Genomic DNA, 15,733 nt, shown 5'->3' with positions numbered 1-15,733 from the left:
GGCGTCAGTACCGTCGAACCATGTCGCCCATCGCCTCCGATCCCCCGCTCGCCTCCGATGCCGCGTTCTGGTCGGATGTCGACAAGCACGTCATCCGGTACGGCGCCCCGTTCGTTCCGGAGATAATCGCGCGCGCCGAGGGGAGTTTCGTCTACACCGAGGGGGGACGGAAGATCCTCGACTTCACGTCGGGGCAGATGAGTTCCATCCTCGGCCACTCCCACCCGGAGATCGTGGCGACCGTGCGGCGCCAGGTCGCCGGTCTCGACCACCTCTACAGCGGCATGCTCTCCAGGCCGGTCGTCGAGCTCTCACGACGCCTGGCCGAGACGCTACCCGCCCCTCTCACCAAGAGTCTGCTGCTGAGCACGGGTGCCGAGTCGAACGAGGCGGCGATCCGGATGGCGAAGCTCGTCACCGGAAAGCATGAGATCGTGTCGTTCGCGCGGTCCTGGCATGGCATGACCCAGGCCGCAGCCGGGGCGACCTACAGCTCGGGCCGCAGGGGATACGGTCCGGCCGCCCCGGGCAACATCCCGATCCCGGTCCCCTACGAGTATCGGCCCGACTTCGTCGACGCGGCGGGACGACTCGACTGGCGGCGTCAGCTCGACGTCGCCTTCGGGCTCGTGGACGCGCAGTCCACGGGAAACCTCGCCGCCTGCATCGTCGAACCCATCCTGAGCTCCGGGGGGGTCATCGAACCGCCGCTCGGCTACCTCGCGGCGCTCAAGCGCAAGTGCGCCGAGCGCGGGATGCTCCTCATCCTCGACGAGGCTCAGACCGGGCTGTGCCGTACCGGCACCTGGTACGCCTTTCAGCGCGACGGTGTCGTTCCCGACATCCTGACCCTGTCGAAGACGCTCGGTGCCGGCCTGCCGCTTGCCGCGGTCGTCACCTCGGCCGAGATCGAACAGGCCGCCGCCGAACGGGGGTTCCTCTTCTTCACCACGCACGTCTCCGACCCCCTGGTCGCCGCCGTCGGCAACACCGTGCTCGACGTGCTCGAACGTGACGCGCTGGATGTGCGGGCGGCCGAGCTGGGGGCGTTCCTGCGCGCCGGTCTGCTGTCCATCCAGCACCGGCACGCCGTCGTCGGCGACGTGCGGGGCCGTGGGCTTCTCCAGGGAATCGAACTCGCGCCCGACCCCGGCGCCGAGGAGAGCTCGGACGAGCTCGGAGCGGCCATCACCCGCCGCTGCCTCGAACTCGGCCTCCACATGAACATCGTGCAGCTGCCGGGAATCGGCGGCACGTTCCGGATCGCCCCCACTCTCACCAGCACCGAAGCCGAGATCGCCCTCGGCCTGGAGATGCTCGACCAGGCGATCGGAGAAGTGGTCTCACGAACGCACCTCGCTGCTTGACCAAGGGACAGGCTCCGGGTTCCCGGGCGCCCCTCCGGCTCATGCCGCCCGGGACCATGGCGTTCTCCGTGTGGAGCTCGCCACGGTGGTGGCCGGTCAGCACCTTGCGTGCCACACCGTACGGTCCCTGGAGCGGTGCGCGGACTGGCGCCGACAGGGTCTCCGAACCGAACGCGTTCCGGATCGCCGCTTCGCAGGCGGCTCACGGTGGCGTTCCCGCACCGAGCTCAGAGGCGCTGCTCGAAGTCCGGTACGGAGACGGTCTCGGCCGGTGACGCGCGGCCGGTCAGCCCAGGCGCCAGATCCTGACCGTGTCGTCGCCGCCGCCGGTGACCGCGACGGGACGCCCGCCCAGCTCGGCCACCGCGGCGCCGAACACGTTGTGGTCGTGGCCCTTGAACGGCCGCCCGGCCGACGCTCCGGTGTCGAGGTCGTGGACCTGCGCGGTGCCGTCGTTGCTGCCGGAGACGACGACGGTGAGCGACCCCACCCTGCCGACGGCCAGTGAGTAGATCCAGCCGCTGTGGTCGCGGATGGGCGGGCGTGCCTCACCGGCGCCGGCGGCGTCGTCGATGTGGATGTCCTGCGCACCGCCGGCGGACAGCACCACCAGCCTGCCGTCCAGCTCGGCGGTGGTGACCACCGATACCTGAGCGCGCTGGGTGGCGATCGTCTCGCCGCGGCCCGAGCGGAGCGGCCAGCGGCGCACCGTTCCGTCCCCGCTCCCCGTGAACACGACGGGCTCGCCGTCCAGTTCGGCGGTCGCCAGGCCGAACAGCGCCCCGCTGGAGGCACGGCGGACCTTGCCGATCGCGGCGCCGGTTCTCAGGTTCCACAGCCGCAGGCCCCCGTCGCGGCCGCCGGTCACGACCACGGGCTCACCGTCGAGGGTGGCCACGGCCAGGGAGAAGACGGGCTCGGCGGCGGCGATGGGCTTGCCGACCGCCTTCCTGGCGGCGAGGTCCCAGCGACGTACGGTCCCGTCGTCACCGCCTGACACCGCGATCGTCCTGCCGTCCAGCTCGGCGACGGCGACGGAGCGCACCCAGTTGGTGTGCCCGGTGAGCGTGGCCAGCGGCCTGCGGGTGGCCAGGTCCCAGAGGCGGACGGTGCGGTCGTAGGCGGCGGAGACGATCACGGACCTGTCGCCCACCCTGGCGACCGCCACCGCCTGCAGGTCGTCGCGGTGGCCCCGGAGCGGACCGCCCACCGGCGCGCTCTTCCAGTCTCCGGTGACCGAGGTTGGGGTGGCCGCGGGAGAGGGCTGCCCCGTGCTCTGCGGGGGCGACGACCCATCCCCCGACGGGTACCCGTCGGGGGATGGGGAGACGTCCGAGACCGGCGACGGAGAACCCGATGGCGGGGAGCCGGTCAGTGCCACGGGGGTGGGGTCCGCATCCCCCTTCTCGCTTCCCGACAGCAGCGGCGGGAGCACGAAGGCTCCCGCGGAGACCGCGAGGGTGGTGGCGACGACGACGGCCCCGATCCACCACGGGCGCGACCGACCGGCCGCTGCCGGCACGGTCACGGCCGGGGCGCCGCCTCCCGGGCCGCCCTGCCCGGCGGGCACGCCGGTCCCGGCCGGGACCGGCCCAGCGGGTGCGGGCGCCCTTCCGTGGCCGGCCGGCTCCCACTGCTGGGGCGCCGTGCTCCGGCCGGATGGCGGCTGCTCGACACGAGAAGGGCGCCACGGTGGCGGCTGGGGGGACGGCGGCAGGTCGTGGGCGGACGGTCGCCGGGACTCCGGCGACCGCTCGGCCTGCGACGGCTGCCGGGGCGGCGCGGCGGCGGTGCCCGTCGACGGCTGGCGGATCAGCCTGAACAGCACCTCGGATGCCACGGGACGGTCGGCGGGTGACTTGGCCAGGCAGTCGCGCAGCAGCGGCCGCAGCCCTTCGGGCACCCCGGACAGGTCGGGCTCGAGGCTGAGGACGCGGTGCAGCACGGCCGGGATGGTGTCCTGGCCGAACGCGGGACTTCCGGTCGCGGCGAACACCATCGTCACGGCCCAGCTGAACACGTCCGAGGGGGCGGCGGCGGGCTCGCCGCGAATCTGCTCGGGCGACATGTAGGCCGGGGTTCCGATCGCGCCGCTGGTGTGGGCGGTCGCGTCGAGCGTCTTGGAGATGCCGAAGTCGATGACCCGCGGGCCGTCGAAGCCGAGGAGCACGTTGGCCGGTTTGAAATCGCGGTGCACGATGCCCGCCTGGTGGATGGCGACGAGCGCGGTGACGGTGCTGATCGCGATGCGCTGCAGGGCGGCGCCGTCGCGCGGTCCCTCGCTCTCGACCGCCTGCTGCAACGACGGCCCGTCGACGAACTCGCTCACCACGTAGAGGCGGTCGCCGCTCTCCCCCGCGTCGAGCACCCGGGCGGTGCAGAACTCGGCGATCTGCCGGGCGACGGCGATCTCCCGCTGGAAGCGCGTCCTCGCGACCTGGTCGGCGGCGAACTTCGGGTGCAGCACCTTGACCGCGACGCTCCCACCGGCCGGGTCGCGTCCGAGGTAGACCGTTCCCTGCCCGCCCTCACCGAGCCTGGCCTCGATCGCGTACGGCCCGAAGGCCGTGGGATCGCCGGATCTGAGCTCCGTACCGGCCATCGTGCTCCTCCCCCGCCACGAGCCCGCCCGAGTGGTCCGGCGGCCAACGCCCTGCCGCACGCGCCGGGTTCCGGGCAGCCGAGTCCCGGAAAAGAGCATGCCAGTATCGGTAAATTAGACCAAATGCCTACTAAATATCAGTCGAGGATGTTGGCGTGCAGGGCGCGCAGCACCGCGTTGGTGCGGTCGCGCGCCCCGAGTTTGAGCAGCATGGTCGAGACGTGGTTCTTCACCGTGCCTTCGGCCAGGAACAGGGCCTGGGCGATCTCACGGTTGCTGTAACCCTCCGCGACGAGCCGCAGCACCTCCACCTCTCGTCCGGTGAGCTGCTGGATCGCGGGCAGGTCGTCGTCATCCGCCGGCCGGCGGCGGCGCACCGCGCGCAGTAGCCGATCGGTGATCGACGGCGAGATCAGCGTCCCTCCGTCGGCCAGGACCCGGATGGCCCGGGTCAGCCGTTCGAGCGTCACGTCCTTCAGCAGGTAGCCGCACGCCCCCGCCCGCATCGCGTCCAGCACCAGGGTGTCGTTGTCGAACGTGGTCAGCACGAGCACCGGTGGCGCGTCGTCCGCGCGCTCCTGCAACGCCTTGAGCACCCAGATGCCGTCGTGGCGGGGCATGCGCAGGTCGAGCAGGACGACGTCGGGGGCGTGCTCCTCGATCGCCGCCAGCGCGGACATGCCGTCGTCGGACTCCCCCACCACCTCGATGTCGTCGGTCAGGTCGAGCAGGCTGCGGATGCCCTGCCGCACCAGGGTCTGGTCGTCGACCACGATCACCCGGATCATCGCGCGGGCACCCTGGCGGTGACGCGGAAACCGTCGCTGCCGTCGAGCCGCACGTCGCCGCCGATCGCGTCGATCCGCTCGCTCAGGCCGCGCAGCCCGTTGCCCGGCCGCAGCCGGGGGCTGCCGCGCCCGTCGTCGACGGAGGTGAGCTTCACGGCCTGGTCCGGTGTGCTCTCGATCCGGATGCGCAGCGAGGTCGCGTTCGCGTGCCGGATGGTGTTGGTGACGATCTCCTGGACGACGCGGATGAGCGTCATGGTCACCTCCTCGGTGGGACGTACGTCGTCGTCGATCCACACACCGATGTCGAGGCCGGGAATGTCGCGCACCACGGCGCTCAGGGACTCGCGCAGATCGGGCGCGTCGACGCGCAGCTGCCCGACGGTCGCGCGCACGTCGCGGAGCAGGTCCCGCGCCACCCGGTCGGCACGCTCGATGTGCACCCGCGCGCCGGGGCCGTCGTGGTGCCGGGCGACCTCCAGCTCCAGGGTGAGCGCCGTGAGCTGGTGCCCCATCAGGTCGTGCAGCTCCCGGGCGATGCGCAGGCGTTCGTGAGCGCGCGCGGTGTCGGCCAGGATGACGCTCGCCGCCCGCAGCTCCAGATGCGCCTCGCTCAGCTCACGGCGCATCCGCTGCTCCCGGAGGCTCGCCAGTGAGCTGAGCAGCGTCGCGGTCTGGATCAGCAGGTACAGCAGCGCGCCGAGACCGATCTCGGTGAGGGTGGCGCCGGCGAGGCCCGCGGTCACGGCGATGACGACGGTGTTGAGCACGACCACCACCGGGCCCGTCCACCGCGGCGCGACGTACGCGCTCAAGGTCGCGGTGAAGACCAGCAGGATCGGCAGCCACCCGGCGCCGGGCGCCGTCAGGATCGTCAGCCACCCCAGCACGACGGCCGCGCCGTAGCAGGCCCACGCCGGCCTCGGCCGGCGGTCCTCCAAGACCGCGGCGGTCAGCGACGTGGCCAGCAGCGCCACGAACAGCACACCCCACAGCGGCCGGGGCACCCGTGTCTCGGCCACGCCGAGCAGGGTCGGGGTGCCCACCGCGAGGCACACCAGCAGTGCCGCCAGCCCCGCCCACGCGTCCGGCTCGATTCGCCGCATACCGTCACTCTACTGACGCTCCCATCCGCGCTGAGGTGCCGAAAGTCATGGGTACCGATGCTGACCATCGGCACAGGCGCCAGGGGCTCGCCCTTCCTAACCTCGACGGCATGCATGCGACAACGTCATCTCCCGCCGTCGAAGCGGACCGCCTGCACAAGCGCTACCGCTCCAAGGTCGCCGTCGAGGAGGTCAGCCTTTCGGTCGCCGTCGGCGAGATCTTCGGCATCCTGGGACGCAACGGAGCCGGCAAGACGACCACCGTCGAGCTGATCGCCGGGCTCAGGCGACCTGACCGCGGCACCGTCCGCGTGCTCGGCCTGGACACCCGGCGCGACCGGGCCCGGCTGCGCCAGGTCCTCGGAGTCCAGTTGCAGGAGGCCACCCTGCACTCCGCGCTCACGGTCACCGAGCTGGTCCGCCTGTACGGGAGCTTCTACCGCGACCCGCTGCCGACCGGCGACCTGATCGAGTCGGTCGGCCTGACCGCCTCCCATCGCACCCGCTTCGAGAACCTCTCCGGCGGCCAGCAGCAACGGCTGTCGATCGCGCTCGCCCTCGTCGGGCGACCCCGGGTGGTGATCCTCGACGAGCTCACCACCGGGCTCGACCCCGAGGCACGCCGCCAGATGTGGGCGACCCTGGAGCGGCTGCGCGAGTCCGGCGTGACCGTCCTGCTCGTCAGCCACGCCATGGAGGAGATCGAACGGCTGTGCGACCGGGTCGCGCTGCTCGACGAGGGACGGGTCGCCGCCCTCGACTCGCCCTCCGGGCTCGTGCGAAGGGCCGGTTTCGCCCAGCGGGTCACCTTCCGCGCGGCCACCCCCGTGCCGGACGGGCTGCTCGAAGGACTCGACGAGGTCGAGCGGGTACGCGCCGACGGCGACCGCGTCATCGTCGAAGGCCGCGGCGACCTGCTCCAGGTCGTCAGTGTCGCGCTCGTACGCGCCGGCGTAGTGGCGACCGGGACACGCGGCGAACAGGCCGGCCTGGACGACGCCTTCGTCGCCCTGACCGGACACCGGCTCGACACCGAGGAGACGGTCCGTTGACCGACATCACCGTCCACCGCCCCGGCCCGCGCGCCTGGGCCGGACTGCTGATCTGCGAGCTCAAGATGGTCGCCCGCGACACCGCCGGGCTGATCGTGCCGATCGGCCTGCCCATGCTCATCCTGGTGATGAACGCCTCGTCCGCCGGCCGGGAGACGATCGCGCACGGCCGCACGGCGTTCGACGTCTACGTGCTGCCGCTGGTGTTCACGATGGTCGTGGCCACGACCGGCATCGTCAACATGCCAAGCTTCCTGGCCTACTACCGGCGCAGCGGCATCCTGCGCCGCCTCGGGGTGACGCCCGCCTCGCCCGCGTTGGTCCTCGTCGCCCAGGCGGCAGCCGGTGTGCTGCAGATCGCCGTCGGCATCGCGGCCGCCTGGATACTGGCCATGCTGGCGTTCGACGCCAACCCCCCGATGCGCGTCGGCGCGGCGCTCGGTGTGCTGGCGCTGACGGTGGCCGCCATGTACGCCGTGGGCCTGATCGTCGCCGCAGTGTCGCCCACCCCGAACTCCTCCGTGGCGATCGGCCTGAGCGTCTTCTTCGCCCTGGGCGCCACCGGCGGCATGTTCGGCGGGCGTGACAGCCTCCCGGAGGTGATCACGACGATCGGGCAGTGGCTGCCGTTCGGCGCCGGGAGCCAGGCCCTGTCGGCCGCCTGGATCGGTGCGCCCATCGAGGCGTCCAACCTGATCGGCCTGGCCGCCGGCCTCGTGTTCGGCGGCGTCGTCGCGGCCGTGTTCTTCCGCTGGGACTAGCCGGCCGTGCGCCCGCCCCGGGCGGCCGGGGCGGGCGGCCGGGGCGGGCGCACCGCCCGCCGTTTCGCCCGGGGGCGGCCGGTCCGCACCGGGACATCATCCGAAAATCCCGCTCAGAGCGTTGGCGCGTTGGCGTCCTGGCTCACCACCGCGAGCACCCCGTCGATCTCGGAGAGCACGGTGGTCAGCTCGGTTATCAGGCCGGCGCCGCGCACGGTGAGCCAGAGCGAGACGGTCGCCGGGGGACGGCGCTCGCCGCGCTGGTCGATGGAGAGCTCGTCCACGACGAACCCCCGGCGCGTGCATTCGGCCAGCACCAGCCGGAGCACGCCCCGCCCGTCGAGGTAGGTCAGATGGAGCCGCGAGGGTGCGTGCCTGGACCGGGGGAGCCGGTCGGCCAGTGGGGTGAGCACGAACACCGTCGCGAAGTGTCCCACGGTCACGGCCACCGCCAGCAGCCACAGTCCCGCTCCCGCCGCCATGCCCACCGCCGCGGTGAGCCAGATCGCCGCGGCGGTGGTGAGGCCCCGGACCGCGTCACCTCGGACGAATATCAGGCCGGCGCCGATGAAGCCGATGCCGGAGACGATCTGGGCGGCCACCCGGGACGGATCGAGGGAGACGTGCTCTCCCAGCACATCGGCGAAGCCGTGTTTCGACACCAGCATGATCAGGGCGGCGGCGAAGCCGACCAGGGTGTGGGTGCGCAGCCCCGCGCTCTTCTGGCGGATCTCCCGCTCCAGGCCGATCGCGGCCGAGAGCACGAATGCCAGGGCCAGCTCGCCGAGCTGCGTCCAGCCCTGTCCCGCCAGGTCACCGAGAGGTGCCAACGCCGCCACCTCCAGGTCGAGCCCCGGCCCTGTCCGCCGGGACGGGCCGGGCCGCCGCTCGGCGTCTCTGTCCTGGCTACGCCGCCTCCGCGGCCTGCCCGGCTTCCCGCAGGAAGGGCGAGAACCGTTGTTCGGTCAGATAGTGACCGATCCCGACGACGAGCACGAGGGGCCATTCGACGACTCCGAGCGCGCCCAGCGCGCCCAGCACGCCGTAGAAGACCAGTCGATCCGGCGGCGGTACGGCCAGCGTGCCGATCACCGGCAGGCTGATGTGCGGCCGCTCCGACCCGCCCGCTCTGCCATCCAGTGCGGTGGCGGTTCCCTTGACCATGACAGCCTCCGTGAATTACGACGTACTATCGCAAATCCCCGGCCCCATACGGCCCGTAACGCCGTTTGGCGAGAACTTTGCCCGCCCCGGTTCCTCAGCTCCGGGCCAGGCGCCAGATGTGGAGGGCCGGGCCGTCGGCGGGCAGCGTGACGGTGCCGTCGGCCTCGGGGGACGGTTCCGCGTCGCCGTACACGGGCAGGCACCGGGCGCCGAGCGGGAGCCGCACCGGCCGGTGGGCGGCGCGGGCGGCCAGGATCAGCAGGCGTTCGCCCGCGCGCTCCCGGAGGTAGACCACGGCGTCCTCGGAGACGTGCAGCCAGCGCAGGCCTCCGTGGCGCAGGGCGGCCTCGCCCCGGCGCAACGCGATCAGGTCGCGGTAGACACCGAAGGTGCCCCGGTCCCACCTCTCCGGCCGGTCCCAGGGCATGGTCCGGCGGGAGTCCTCTCCCCACGCGCCCTCCAGGCCGATCTCGTCGCCCGCGAACACCATGGGCGTGCCGGGCAGGGTGAGCATCAGCCCGGCGGCGACCTCCACCAGGGCGGGATCCCCTCCGCATATCGTGCGGATCCTGGCGGTGTCGTGAGAGCCGAGGATCGACCAGGAGTGGATCAGCGAGCGCCACGACATGTGGCCGGAGAAGGCACGGATCGTCGCCACCGCGTCGCCGCCGCCGATCCTGGGCACCTCCGCCGGAACCCCGAGGAACGGCAGGTGGACCTCCGGGCCTCGCAGCCAGCTCCACACCGGGCGGGTGAAACCGGCGTAGTTCATCGTCCCCTGCCAGCCGCCGACGTCGAGATCGCCGGTGGCGTCGTGCGCATGCTCGGCGACGAGCAGCCTGTCCGGGCACTCCTCGGTCATCGCCCGCCGGATGCGCCTGGCCACCTCGTGCGTGTGGTCCGCCTGGCGGAGCCTGCCGGTCATGTTGGCCACGTCGATGCGCCAGCCGTCCAGACCGAACCGGAGCCAGCCGCGGACGACCTCCTCCATCGCCACCGCCAGCCGCTCGCTCGACCAGTCGAGCTTGGGCAGGGAGGGAACGCCCATCCATGCCTCGTAGCCCAGGTCGTCGTCGGTGAAGAAGAACATCTCCCGCTCGGCGGCGCCCTTGTCCCGCAGCGCCGCCTGGAACCAGGCGTGGGTGTCGCCGCAGTGGTTCGTCGTGAGGTCGCCCAGGATGCGCATGCCCCTGCGATGCACCTCGTCGATCAGCGCGCGATAGGCCGCGTCGCCTCCGAGCAGCGGGTCGACCTCGGCGAAGGAGGAGGCGTTGTAGCGGTGGTTGGAGGCCGCGGGGAAGACCGGCGTCAGGTAGAGGATGTCCGCGCCGAGGGCGGTGATGTGGTCCAGCCTGGAGCGCACGCCGTCCAGGTCGCCGCCGAAGATCTGCCGCGAGGTGTCGGGCCCGCTCCCCGCGACGGGGTCGTCCCAGCCGCGGGGGATCGCCCACGGCGGCAGGTCGCGTGCCGTGCCCGAGGAGGCGAACCGGTCGGGGAAGATCTGGTAGATCACACCGCCGGCCGCCCACTCGGGTGGGGCGGCATGGGTGACCAGCTTGAAGTCGGTGGTGTCCGGGACGTCGTGGGCGGCCAGGCCGGAGGCGGTCAGCCAGCGGTAGCCGTCCGGACCGCCGATGAGGAAGCGGTAGCCGGTCACCTGGTTGCGGGCCACGATGTCGGCCCGCCACCAGGTCTCCCGCTCGGTCTCGCGGTCGATCACCGCCTCGGTGAAGTGCGGTTCGCCGTCCGGCGTGGTCCGCACGTGCACGCCGGAGCGGTGGCCTCGCGGGGTGCGGACGAAGACGGTGACCGTCTCCCCCGGCTCCGGCGCCTCCGTGCTGACGTGGTCGGGCGAGCCGTCGTGATGGAATCCCCGGTCTATCATGATCAACCTTTCACCGCGCCCGCGGTGAGCCCGTGGACGATGTATCTCTGCAGGAACTGGAAGACGACGACGGTCGGGATCGCGGTGAGCAACGTGCCCACCGCGAACATGCCGAAGTTGGCGTTGCGCTGGTCGGCCAGCAGGCTGAACAGCCCGACCGCGAGGGTGCGGGCGTCGTCGCCGGTGAGGAAGACGCTGGCGATGAGGAACTCGTTGATCGTCCCGATGAAGACGAGCAGCGCGCTGATCGACAGGATGGGCGCCGAGAGCGGCAGGATCACCTTGCGGAACGCCTGGGTGGGCGTGCAGCCGTCGATCAGCATGGCCTCGTCGAGCTCCCGGGGGATCGTGTCGAAGAACCCCTTGATCAGCCAGGTGTTCACGCCGACCTGGCCGCCGATGTAGAGCAGGACCACGCCCCAGATGCTGTTGAGCCCGAAGACGGGCCAATTGTCACTGATCACGCTGAAGATGACGTACAGCGGGACGATGGCCAGGAACTGTGGGAACGCCTGGATCACCAGCAGCGCCACCAGGCCGGTACGGCGACCGGCGAAGCGGAAGCGGCTGAAGGCGTAGGCGGAGATCGCCGACACCGTCACCGACAGCACGGCGGTGAGCCCGGCGATCAGAACGGAGTTGAGGTACCAGGTCGGGAAGGCCGTGGTCTTGAAGAGGTCCGTGAGGTTGGCGAGGCCGGCGCCGCTCGGGAACAGGGTCGCCGAACTGAGCGTGCCGAGCGGGTTGAGCGCCGAGGAGACCACGAACAGGATCGGCAAGAGGGCGAAGGCGGTGACGGTGATCGCCACCAGGTGCCGGAGGACCAGTCCGCTTCTCATCGGTCCACCTCCTGGAAGGCCCGGGTACGCCGGAAACTGATGATCGAGAGCACCGCCACGATCAGGTAGACGTAGATGGACATCGCGGAGGCCAGGCCGTACTGCGCGCCCTGCTGCCCGAAGGCGAGCCGGAAGGTGTAGGTGATCAGCAGGTCGGTCGCGCCCACCGTCGGGTTGTCGGCGGGGAACGGGCCTCCGGCGGTGACCAGGAAGATGCCGTTGAAGTTGTTGAAGTTGAACGCGAACGACGAGACCAGCAACGGGGCGAGGGCGAGCATCAGCAGTGGCAGCGTGACCTTCACGAACCGCTGCCAGGCGGTCGCGCCGTCCACCTGGGCCGCCTCCAGATACTCCGACGGGATCGTCTGCAGCGCCCCGGTGGCGATCAGGAACATGTAGGGAAAGCCCAGCCAGAGCTGGACCAGCAGCACCGACAGGCGGGCGGTGAGCGGGGCGCCGAGCCAGTCGACGTCGAGCCCGAACATCTTGTTGATCAACCCGAAGTCGGTGTTGAACATGTCCCGCCAGACCAGCAGCATCGCGAAGGCCGGCATGGCGTACGGCAGCACGATCAGGGTCCGGTAGGCCCGTACGGCACGCATCCGGGGATGGTGCAGCACCAGCGCGACCGCCACCCCGAGCGCGGCGGTCAGCACCACGACGGACGTGGCGTAGACCAGGTTCCAGCCGAAGACGCCGAGGAAGTGCGCGTTGATCTTCGGGTTGGTGAGCGCGGCGGTGAGGTTGGCCAGGCCGACGTCGACCTTCCAGCCCTGCGCCAGCGCCTGCCCGTCGGCGGAGACGAACCTGCCCAGCTTCTCGTCGGCCCGCCAGATCCTGTCCTGGCCGGTGACGCAGTCGCAGCCCACGTCGTAGGCGAGCGTCGCCGTACCCCGATAGGCCCTCGACAGGCCCTGGCTGCGGATCGCCCCGCCCTCGACGGGCACGATCAGCTCGGTGATCTCCGAGCCCCTGGCGGAGGCCTGCGCGGCGGTCAGCACCGTGTAGCCGCCGGCCGCGGTGATCCGGCCGCCGGCACCGAGGGTGGCGCCCTCCAGGGGGCGCAGCCCCTCGGCGGTGCCGGTGTAGGCGCGTCCTCCCGCCGCCAGCAGGAAGACCAGGTCTCCGTCCTTCTCGGCCACGGTGAGCCGGTACTCGGCGGAACCGGGCCGGCGCTTGACGGAGGAGGTCTCGATCGCGGTGATCGCGTCCTGCTTGCTCCCCAGGTGGCCGTCGCCGATGTTGGTCAGCGCCAGCGACATCGTGTGGACCACCGGGAACACCTGGAAGGCGAGGACCAGGAGCGTGGTGGGCAGCAGGTACTTGGCGGGCAGCCGCCGCGGCGTCAGGTAGACGAGGAGACCTGCGGCGGTGACGACCGCGACGATCCCCACCCCGAGCCAGTTCTCCGCCGCCACCAGCGGCGCGACCGCCCAGAGCGCGACGGCGACGATGAGCCCGAGCACCAGGACCCGCAGCGCGATCCCGCCCGCGCTTCCCGGCCACGCCCCGGTCGCCACGGCCCACCCTCGTCCGCGGCGGGGCCGTTCGGGTGGAGGCGTCGCCTGGCGCGGCCGAGCCCCCCGGCCCTCCTGGGCCGCGCGCCCGCGCCCGATTTCGAGGACATCCCCCTCGCGGGGAGGGCGGCGCCCCTCCCCGCTCCGGAGTCGTCTCGTGTTCACTGCTCGAGCTGCTCGGCGATGGCCTTGGCGGCCGCCTCGACCGCCGGAGGCACCGGCTCACCCTTCACCGCGGCGTGGATGAGCGTGTTGAACGGCCCCCAGATGGCCACCATCTGCGGGATCGCGGGCAGCGGCGTGCCGTTCTCCGCGGCGGCCTGGAACTTGGCGACATCGGGGTCCTTGCCCGCCGCGTACGTCAGGGCCTCGTTCAGGGCGGGCATCCGCGGCTCGGCGTCGAACAGTGCCCGCGCCACCTCGGCCGAGGCCAGGGTGCCGGTGACGAACTCCTGGGCGAGCGCCTTGTTCCTGCCCTTGCTCGCCACGAAGAAGGACTGCACGCCCACGAACGGCTTGGCGGGTTCGGCCCCCTTGAAACCGGGCACCGGGGTGACGTCGTACTTCACACCCGACTTGCGGGCGTCGGCCAGCCGCCACGGCCCGGCGACCATGAACGCGGTCTTTCCCTCGTTGAAGGCGGCCGCCGAGTTGTCGGAGGTGAAGGAGCGCTTGAGCGCCCCTTCCCCCTTCTCACCGAGCTTGGCGATCCGCTCGAAGGCCTCGACGGACTCCTTCTCGCCCACACCTAGCTGGGACGGGTCGGGGTCGCCGCTCGGGGTGGTGCCGAACAGGTGGGCGCCCGCCGAGGTGTAGAGCGGGTACAGGTGGTAGGTGTCGCCGGACTGGCCGTCCTGCTGGCTGACCGGATAGCCGACGATCTGCTCGACCTTCCCCGCGGCCTTGAGCTTCTTGCCCGTCTCGACCAGCTCGTCGAAGCTTCCTGGGGCCTCCGGCGCCAGCTCGGTGTTGCGGAACAGCGCCAGGTTCTCGACCGCGTACGGCACGCCGTACACCTGGCCGTCGTAGGTGACGGCCTTGCGGGCCACGTCCACGTACCCGGCGAGCTGGTCCTCCGTCATCTGGATCGGGTCGATGAGGCCGTTCTGCACCAGGTTGCCGATCCAGTCGTGCGCGCCGACGACCACGTCGGGGCCCTTGCCCGCCTGTGAGGCGGTGGTGAAGGTCTGCTGCTGGTTCTGGGCCACGACGACGACCTCGGCCTTGATCCCGTTCTCCTTGGCGAAGGCCTCGGCGAAGGGCTTGAGGGTGTCCGAGCGCATCTGGTCGGCCCAGATGAGCAGGGTGGTGTCGCCTGCGGCGGCCGGAGCCGAGGAGGGCTGCCCCTGCGCCTGTGTGTTTCCACCGCAGGCGGTCAGAACAAGGCCGAGCGCGAGGGCTCCGGCAAGGGTCTTCATGGGTCTGCGCACGCTTGAGCTCCAGGTGGGAGGGGGTTTTTCAGGGGGTGCACCGTGATGTGCGCCGAAGTTAACAGAGGGTTCATCCAGCCTGGAATGCGTTGCAGGAAATTGCGGCAATGTTTCAGGATGTCTTGCAGAGTTTCAGAAAGCTGATCCACAATCACTGACCATGGCGGCACGACTCGACGAGATCGCCCGGCAGGCCGGGGTCAGCAAGGCGACGGTCTCCCGGGTGCTCAACGAGCGCCCCGGAGTGAGCCCGAGGGCCAGGAGCGCGGTGCTCACCGCCATGGACGTGCTCGGTTACGAGCGTCCGAACGGGTTGCGCCCGCGAAGCTCAGGGCTGGTCGGGCTGATCACCGCCGAGTTACAGAATCCGGTTTTCCCGTTCTTCGCCCAGGTGATCGAGACGGGACTGGCGCGCCACGGATACACCGCGGTCCTGTGCACGCAGACCCCCGAGGGGGCCGGTGAGGACGAATACGTCGGGATGCTGCTGGACCGTGGCGTCTCCGGCATCCTCTTCGTCTCCGGGCTGCACGCCGACACGACCATCGACCGCTCCCGCTACCACGGCCTCAGGCGGCGGCGGCTGCCCATCGTGTTCGTCAACGGTGACATCCCGGGCCTCGGCGTTCCCTGCGTCTCCTGCGACGACGTCACCGCGGGCCGTATCGCCGCGCGCCACCTCGTCGAACTGGGCCACCGTCGCATCGGGTTCCTCAGCGGCCCGTTGCGCTACTCCACGGTCCAGCGGCGGCTCGCCGGATTCCGCGCCTCGCTGCGGGAACTCGGCCTGGGGCACGACACCGACGACCTGGTCGAACTGTCGCCCTTCGACGTCGAGGGCGGCCAGAGCGCCGCGTCCCTGCTGGTGCGGCGGGGCGCCACCGCCCTGGTCTGCGGCAGCGACCTGATGGCGCTGGGCGCGGTGCGCGCGGTACGGCGGCACGGTCTGCGGGTGCCCGAGGACGTCTCGGTCGTGGGCGCCGACGACTCCCCGCTCATGTCCTTCACCGACCCGCCGCTCACCACGGTCCGCCAGCCGGTGCAGGCCATGGGGGTCGCGGCCGTACGCGCCCTGCTCGACGAGATCAAGGGGCGCCCCGCCAGGGCCGCCGAGTACCTCTTCCAGCCCGAACTCGTGGTCCGCGCGTCCACTCGGGCCCGATGGGCCTCCCCTGACCGGAACGCTCCACCGGGCCCGGTTCTCTGAGCCGGCGCCGGGCGG

Annotated in this window: 13 protein-coding genes; 4 read left to right on the top strand and 9 right to left on the bottom strand. The window is 71.4% G+C overall.

The window, feature by feature from the left end:
* Positions 1-20: 20 nt before the first annotated feature.
* The gene (locus tag AB0J58_RS33210; RefSeq protein ID WP_364223414.1) at positions 21-1,367 is read left to right on the top strand and encodes an aspartate aminotransferase family protein; all 1,347 of its coding nucleotides are present in this window, start codon (positions 21-23) and stop codon (positions 1,365-1,367) included.
* Between the two features lie 286 nt (positions 1,368-1,653).
* On the opposite strand, the gene AB0J58_RS33205 is transcribed toward AB0J58_RS33210, so the two are convergent.
* The 3 genes from AB0J58_RS33205 to AB0J58_RS33195 form a co-directional block, all read right to left on the bottom strand.
* Positions 1,654-3,969, bottom strand: coding sequence for a serine/threonine-protein kinase (locus AB0J58_RS33205; RefSeq protein ID WP_364223412.1), 2,316 nt, complete (start codon positions 3,967-3,969; stop codon positions 1,654-1,656).
* A gap of 137 nt (positions 3,970-4,106) precedes the next feature.
* Positions 4,107-4,757, bottom strand: coding sequence for a response regulator transcription factor (locus tag AB0J58_RS33200; protein ID WP_364223410.1), 651 nt, complete (start codon positions 4,755-4,757; stop codon positions 4,107-4,109).
* Positions 4,754-5,863 carry a histidine kinase gene (locus AB0J58_RS33195; protein ID WP_364223408.1) on the bottom strand — a complete coding sequence of 370 codons (1,110 nt, stop codon included), beginning with the start codon at positions 5,861-5,863 and terminating at the stop codon, positions 4,754-4,756. Before AB0J58_RS33195 ends, AB0J58_RS33200 begins: the two co-directional genes overlap by 4 nt.
* Positions 5,864-5,973: 110 nt before the next feature.
* Between AB0J58_RS33195 and AB0J58_RS33190 the strand changes: the two genes are divergently transcribed.
* Positions 5,974-6,915, top strand: coding sequence for an ABC transporter ATP-binding protein (locus AB0J58_RS33190; protein WP_364223406.1), 942 nt, complete (start codon positions 5,974-5,976; stop codon positions 6,913-6,915).
* Complete coding sequence (locus AB0J58_RS33185; RefSeq protein WP_364223404.1) at positions 6,912-7,676, top strand: ABC transporter permease; 765 nt, start codon at positions 6,912-6,914, stop codon at positions 7,674-7,676. The genes AB0J58_RS33190 and AB0J58_RS33185 overlap by 4 nt, the downstream gene beginning before the upstream one ends.
* Positions 7,677-7,789: 113 nt before the next feature.
* Here the strand turns inward: AB0J58_RS33185 and AB0J58_RS33180 are convergent, their stop codons facing one another.
* The 6 genes from AB0J58_RS33180 to AB0J58_RS33155 all read right to left on the bottom strand — a co-directional run bounded on the left by AB0J58_RS33180 (position 7,790) and on the right by AB0J58_RS33155 (position 14,511).
* Positions 7,790-8,506, bottom strand: a complete 717-nt coding sequence (locus tag AB0J58_RS33180; RefSeq protein ID WP_343966116.1) for an MgtC/SapB family protein — start codon at positions 8,504-8,506, stop codon at positions 7,790-7,792.
* A gap of 76 nt (positions 8,507-8,582) precedes the next feature.
* Entirely contained in the window at positions 8,583-8,840 is a 258-nt protein-coding gene (locus AB0J58_RS33175; protein ID WP_364223402.1) for a hypothetical protein, read from the bottom strand.
* Between the two features lie 94 nt (positions 8,841-8,934).
* On the bottom strand, positions 8,935-10,725 hold the full coding sequence (locus AB0J58_RS33170) for an alpha-amylase family glycosyl hydrolase (protein WP_364223400.1): 1,791 nt from the start codon (positions 10,723-10,725) through the stop codon (positions 8,935-8,937).
* A gap of 2 nt (positions 10,726-10,727) precedes the next feature.
* Positions 10,728-11,564, bottom strand: a complete 837-nt coding sequence (locus AB0J58_RS33165) for a sugar ABC transporter permease (protein WP_364223398.1) — start codon at positions 11,562-11,564, stop codon at positions 10,728-10,730.
* Positions 11,561-13,084: an ABC transporter permease subunit gene (locus tag AB0J58_RS33160; RefSeq protein ID WP_364223396.1), complete on the bottom strand. Its 1,524-nt coding sequence runs from the start codon at positions 13,082-13,084 to the stop codon at positions 11,561-11,563. Before AB0J58_RS33160 ends, AB0J58_RS33165 begins: the two co-directional genes overlap by 4 nt.
* 158 nt (positions 13,085-13,242) lie before the next feature.
* Entirely contained in the window at positions 13,243-14,511 is a 1,269-nt protein-coding gene (locus AB0J58_RS33155; RefSeq protein ID WP_364223394.1) for a maltose ABC transporter substrate-binding protein, read from the bottom strand.
* Positions 14,512-14,671: 160 nt separating this feature from the next.
* Between AB0J58_RS33155 and AB0J58_RS33150 the strand changes: the two genes are divergently transcribed.
* Positions 14,672-15,718 (top strand): LacI family DNA-binding transcriptional regulator, encoded by a 1,047-nt coding sequence (locus AB0J58_RS33150; RefSeq protein WP_364223392.1) that lies wholly within the window; start codon positions 14,672-14,674, stop codon positions 15,716-15,718.
* Positions 15,719-15,733 lie beyond the last annotated feature (15 nt).

Origin of the sequence: Streptosporangium sp. NPDC049644, from assembly GCF_040675205.1 — a bacterium.
Lineage (GTDB): Bacteria > Actinomycetota > Actinomycetes > Streptosporangiales > Streptosporangiaceae > Streptosporangium > Streptosporangium fukuiense.
This window is presented reverse-complemented; position numbering and strand designations above follow the sequence as displayed.

Bases quoted from the DNA above. Each gene is read 5' to 3' on its own strand.
- AB0J58_RS33190 (WP_364223406.1), top strand. From the start codon at position 5,974: ATGCATGCGACAACGTCATCTCCCGCCGTCGAAGCGGACCGCCTGCAC.
- AB0J58_RS33165 (WP_364223398.1), bottom strand. From the start codon at position 11,564: ATGAGAAGCGGACTGGTCCTCCGGCACCTGGTGGCGATCACCGTCACC.
- AB0J58_RS33150 (WP_364223392.1), top strand. From the start codon at position 14,672: ATGGCGGCACGACTCGACGAGATCGCCCGGCAGGCCGGGGTCAGCAAG.
- AB0J58_RS33170 (WP_364223400.1), bottom strand. From the start codon at position 10,725: ATGATAGACCGGGGATTCCATCACGACGGCTCGCCCGACCACGTCAGC.
- AB0J58_RS33195 (WP_364223408.1), bottom strand. From the start codon at position 5,863: ATGCGGCGAATCGAGCCGGACGCGTGGGCGGGGCTGGCGGCACTGCTG.
- AB0J58_RS33200 (WP_364223410.1), bottom strand. From the start codon at position 4,757: ATGATCCGGGTGATCGTGGTCGACGACCAGACCCTGGTGCGGCAGGGC.
- AB0J58_RS33210 (WP_364223414.1), top strand. From the start codon at position 21: ATGTCGCCCATCGCCTCCGATCCCCCGCTCGCCTCCGATGCCGCGTTC.
- AB0J58_RS33175 (WP_364223402.1), bottom strand. From the start codon at position 8,840: ATGGTCAAGGGAACCGCCACCGCACTGGATGGCAGAGCGGGCGGGTCG.
- AB0J58_RS33205 (WP_364223412.1), bottom strand. From the start codon at position 3,969: ATGGCCGGTACGGAGCTCAGATCCGGCGATCCCACGGCCTTCGGGCCG.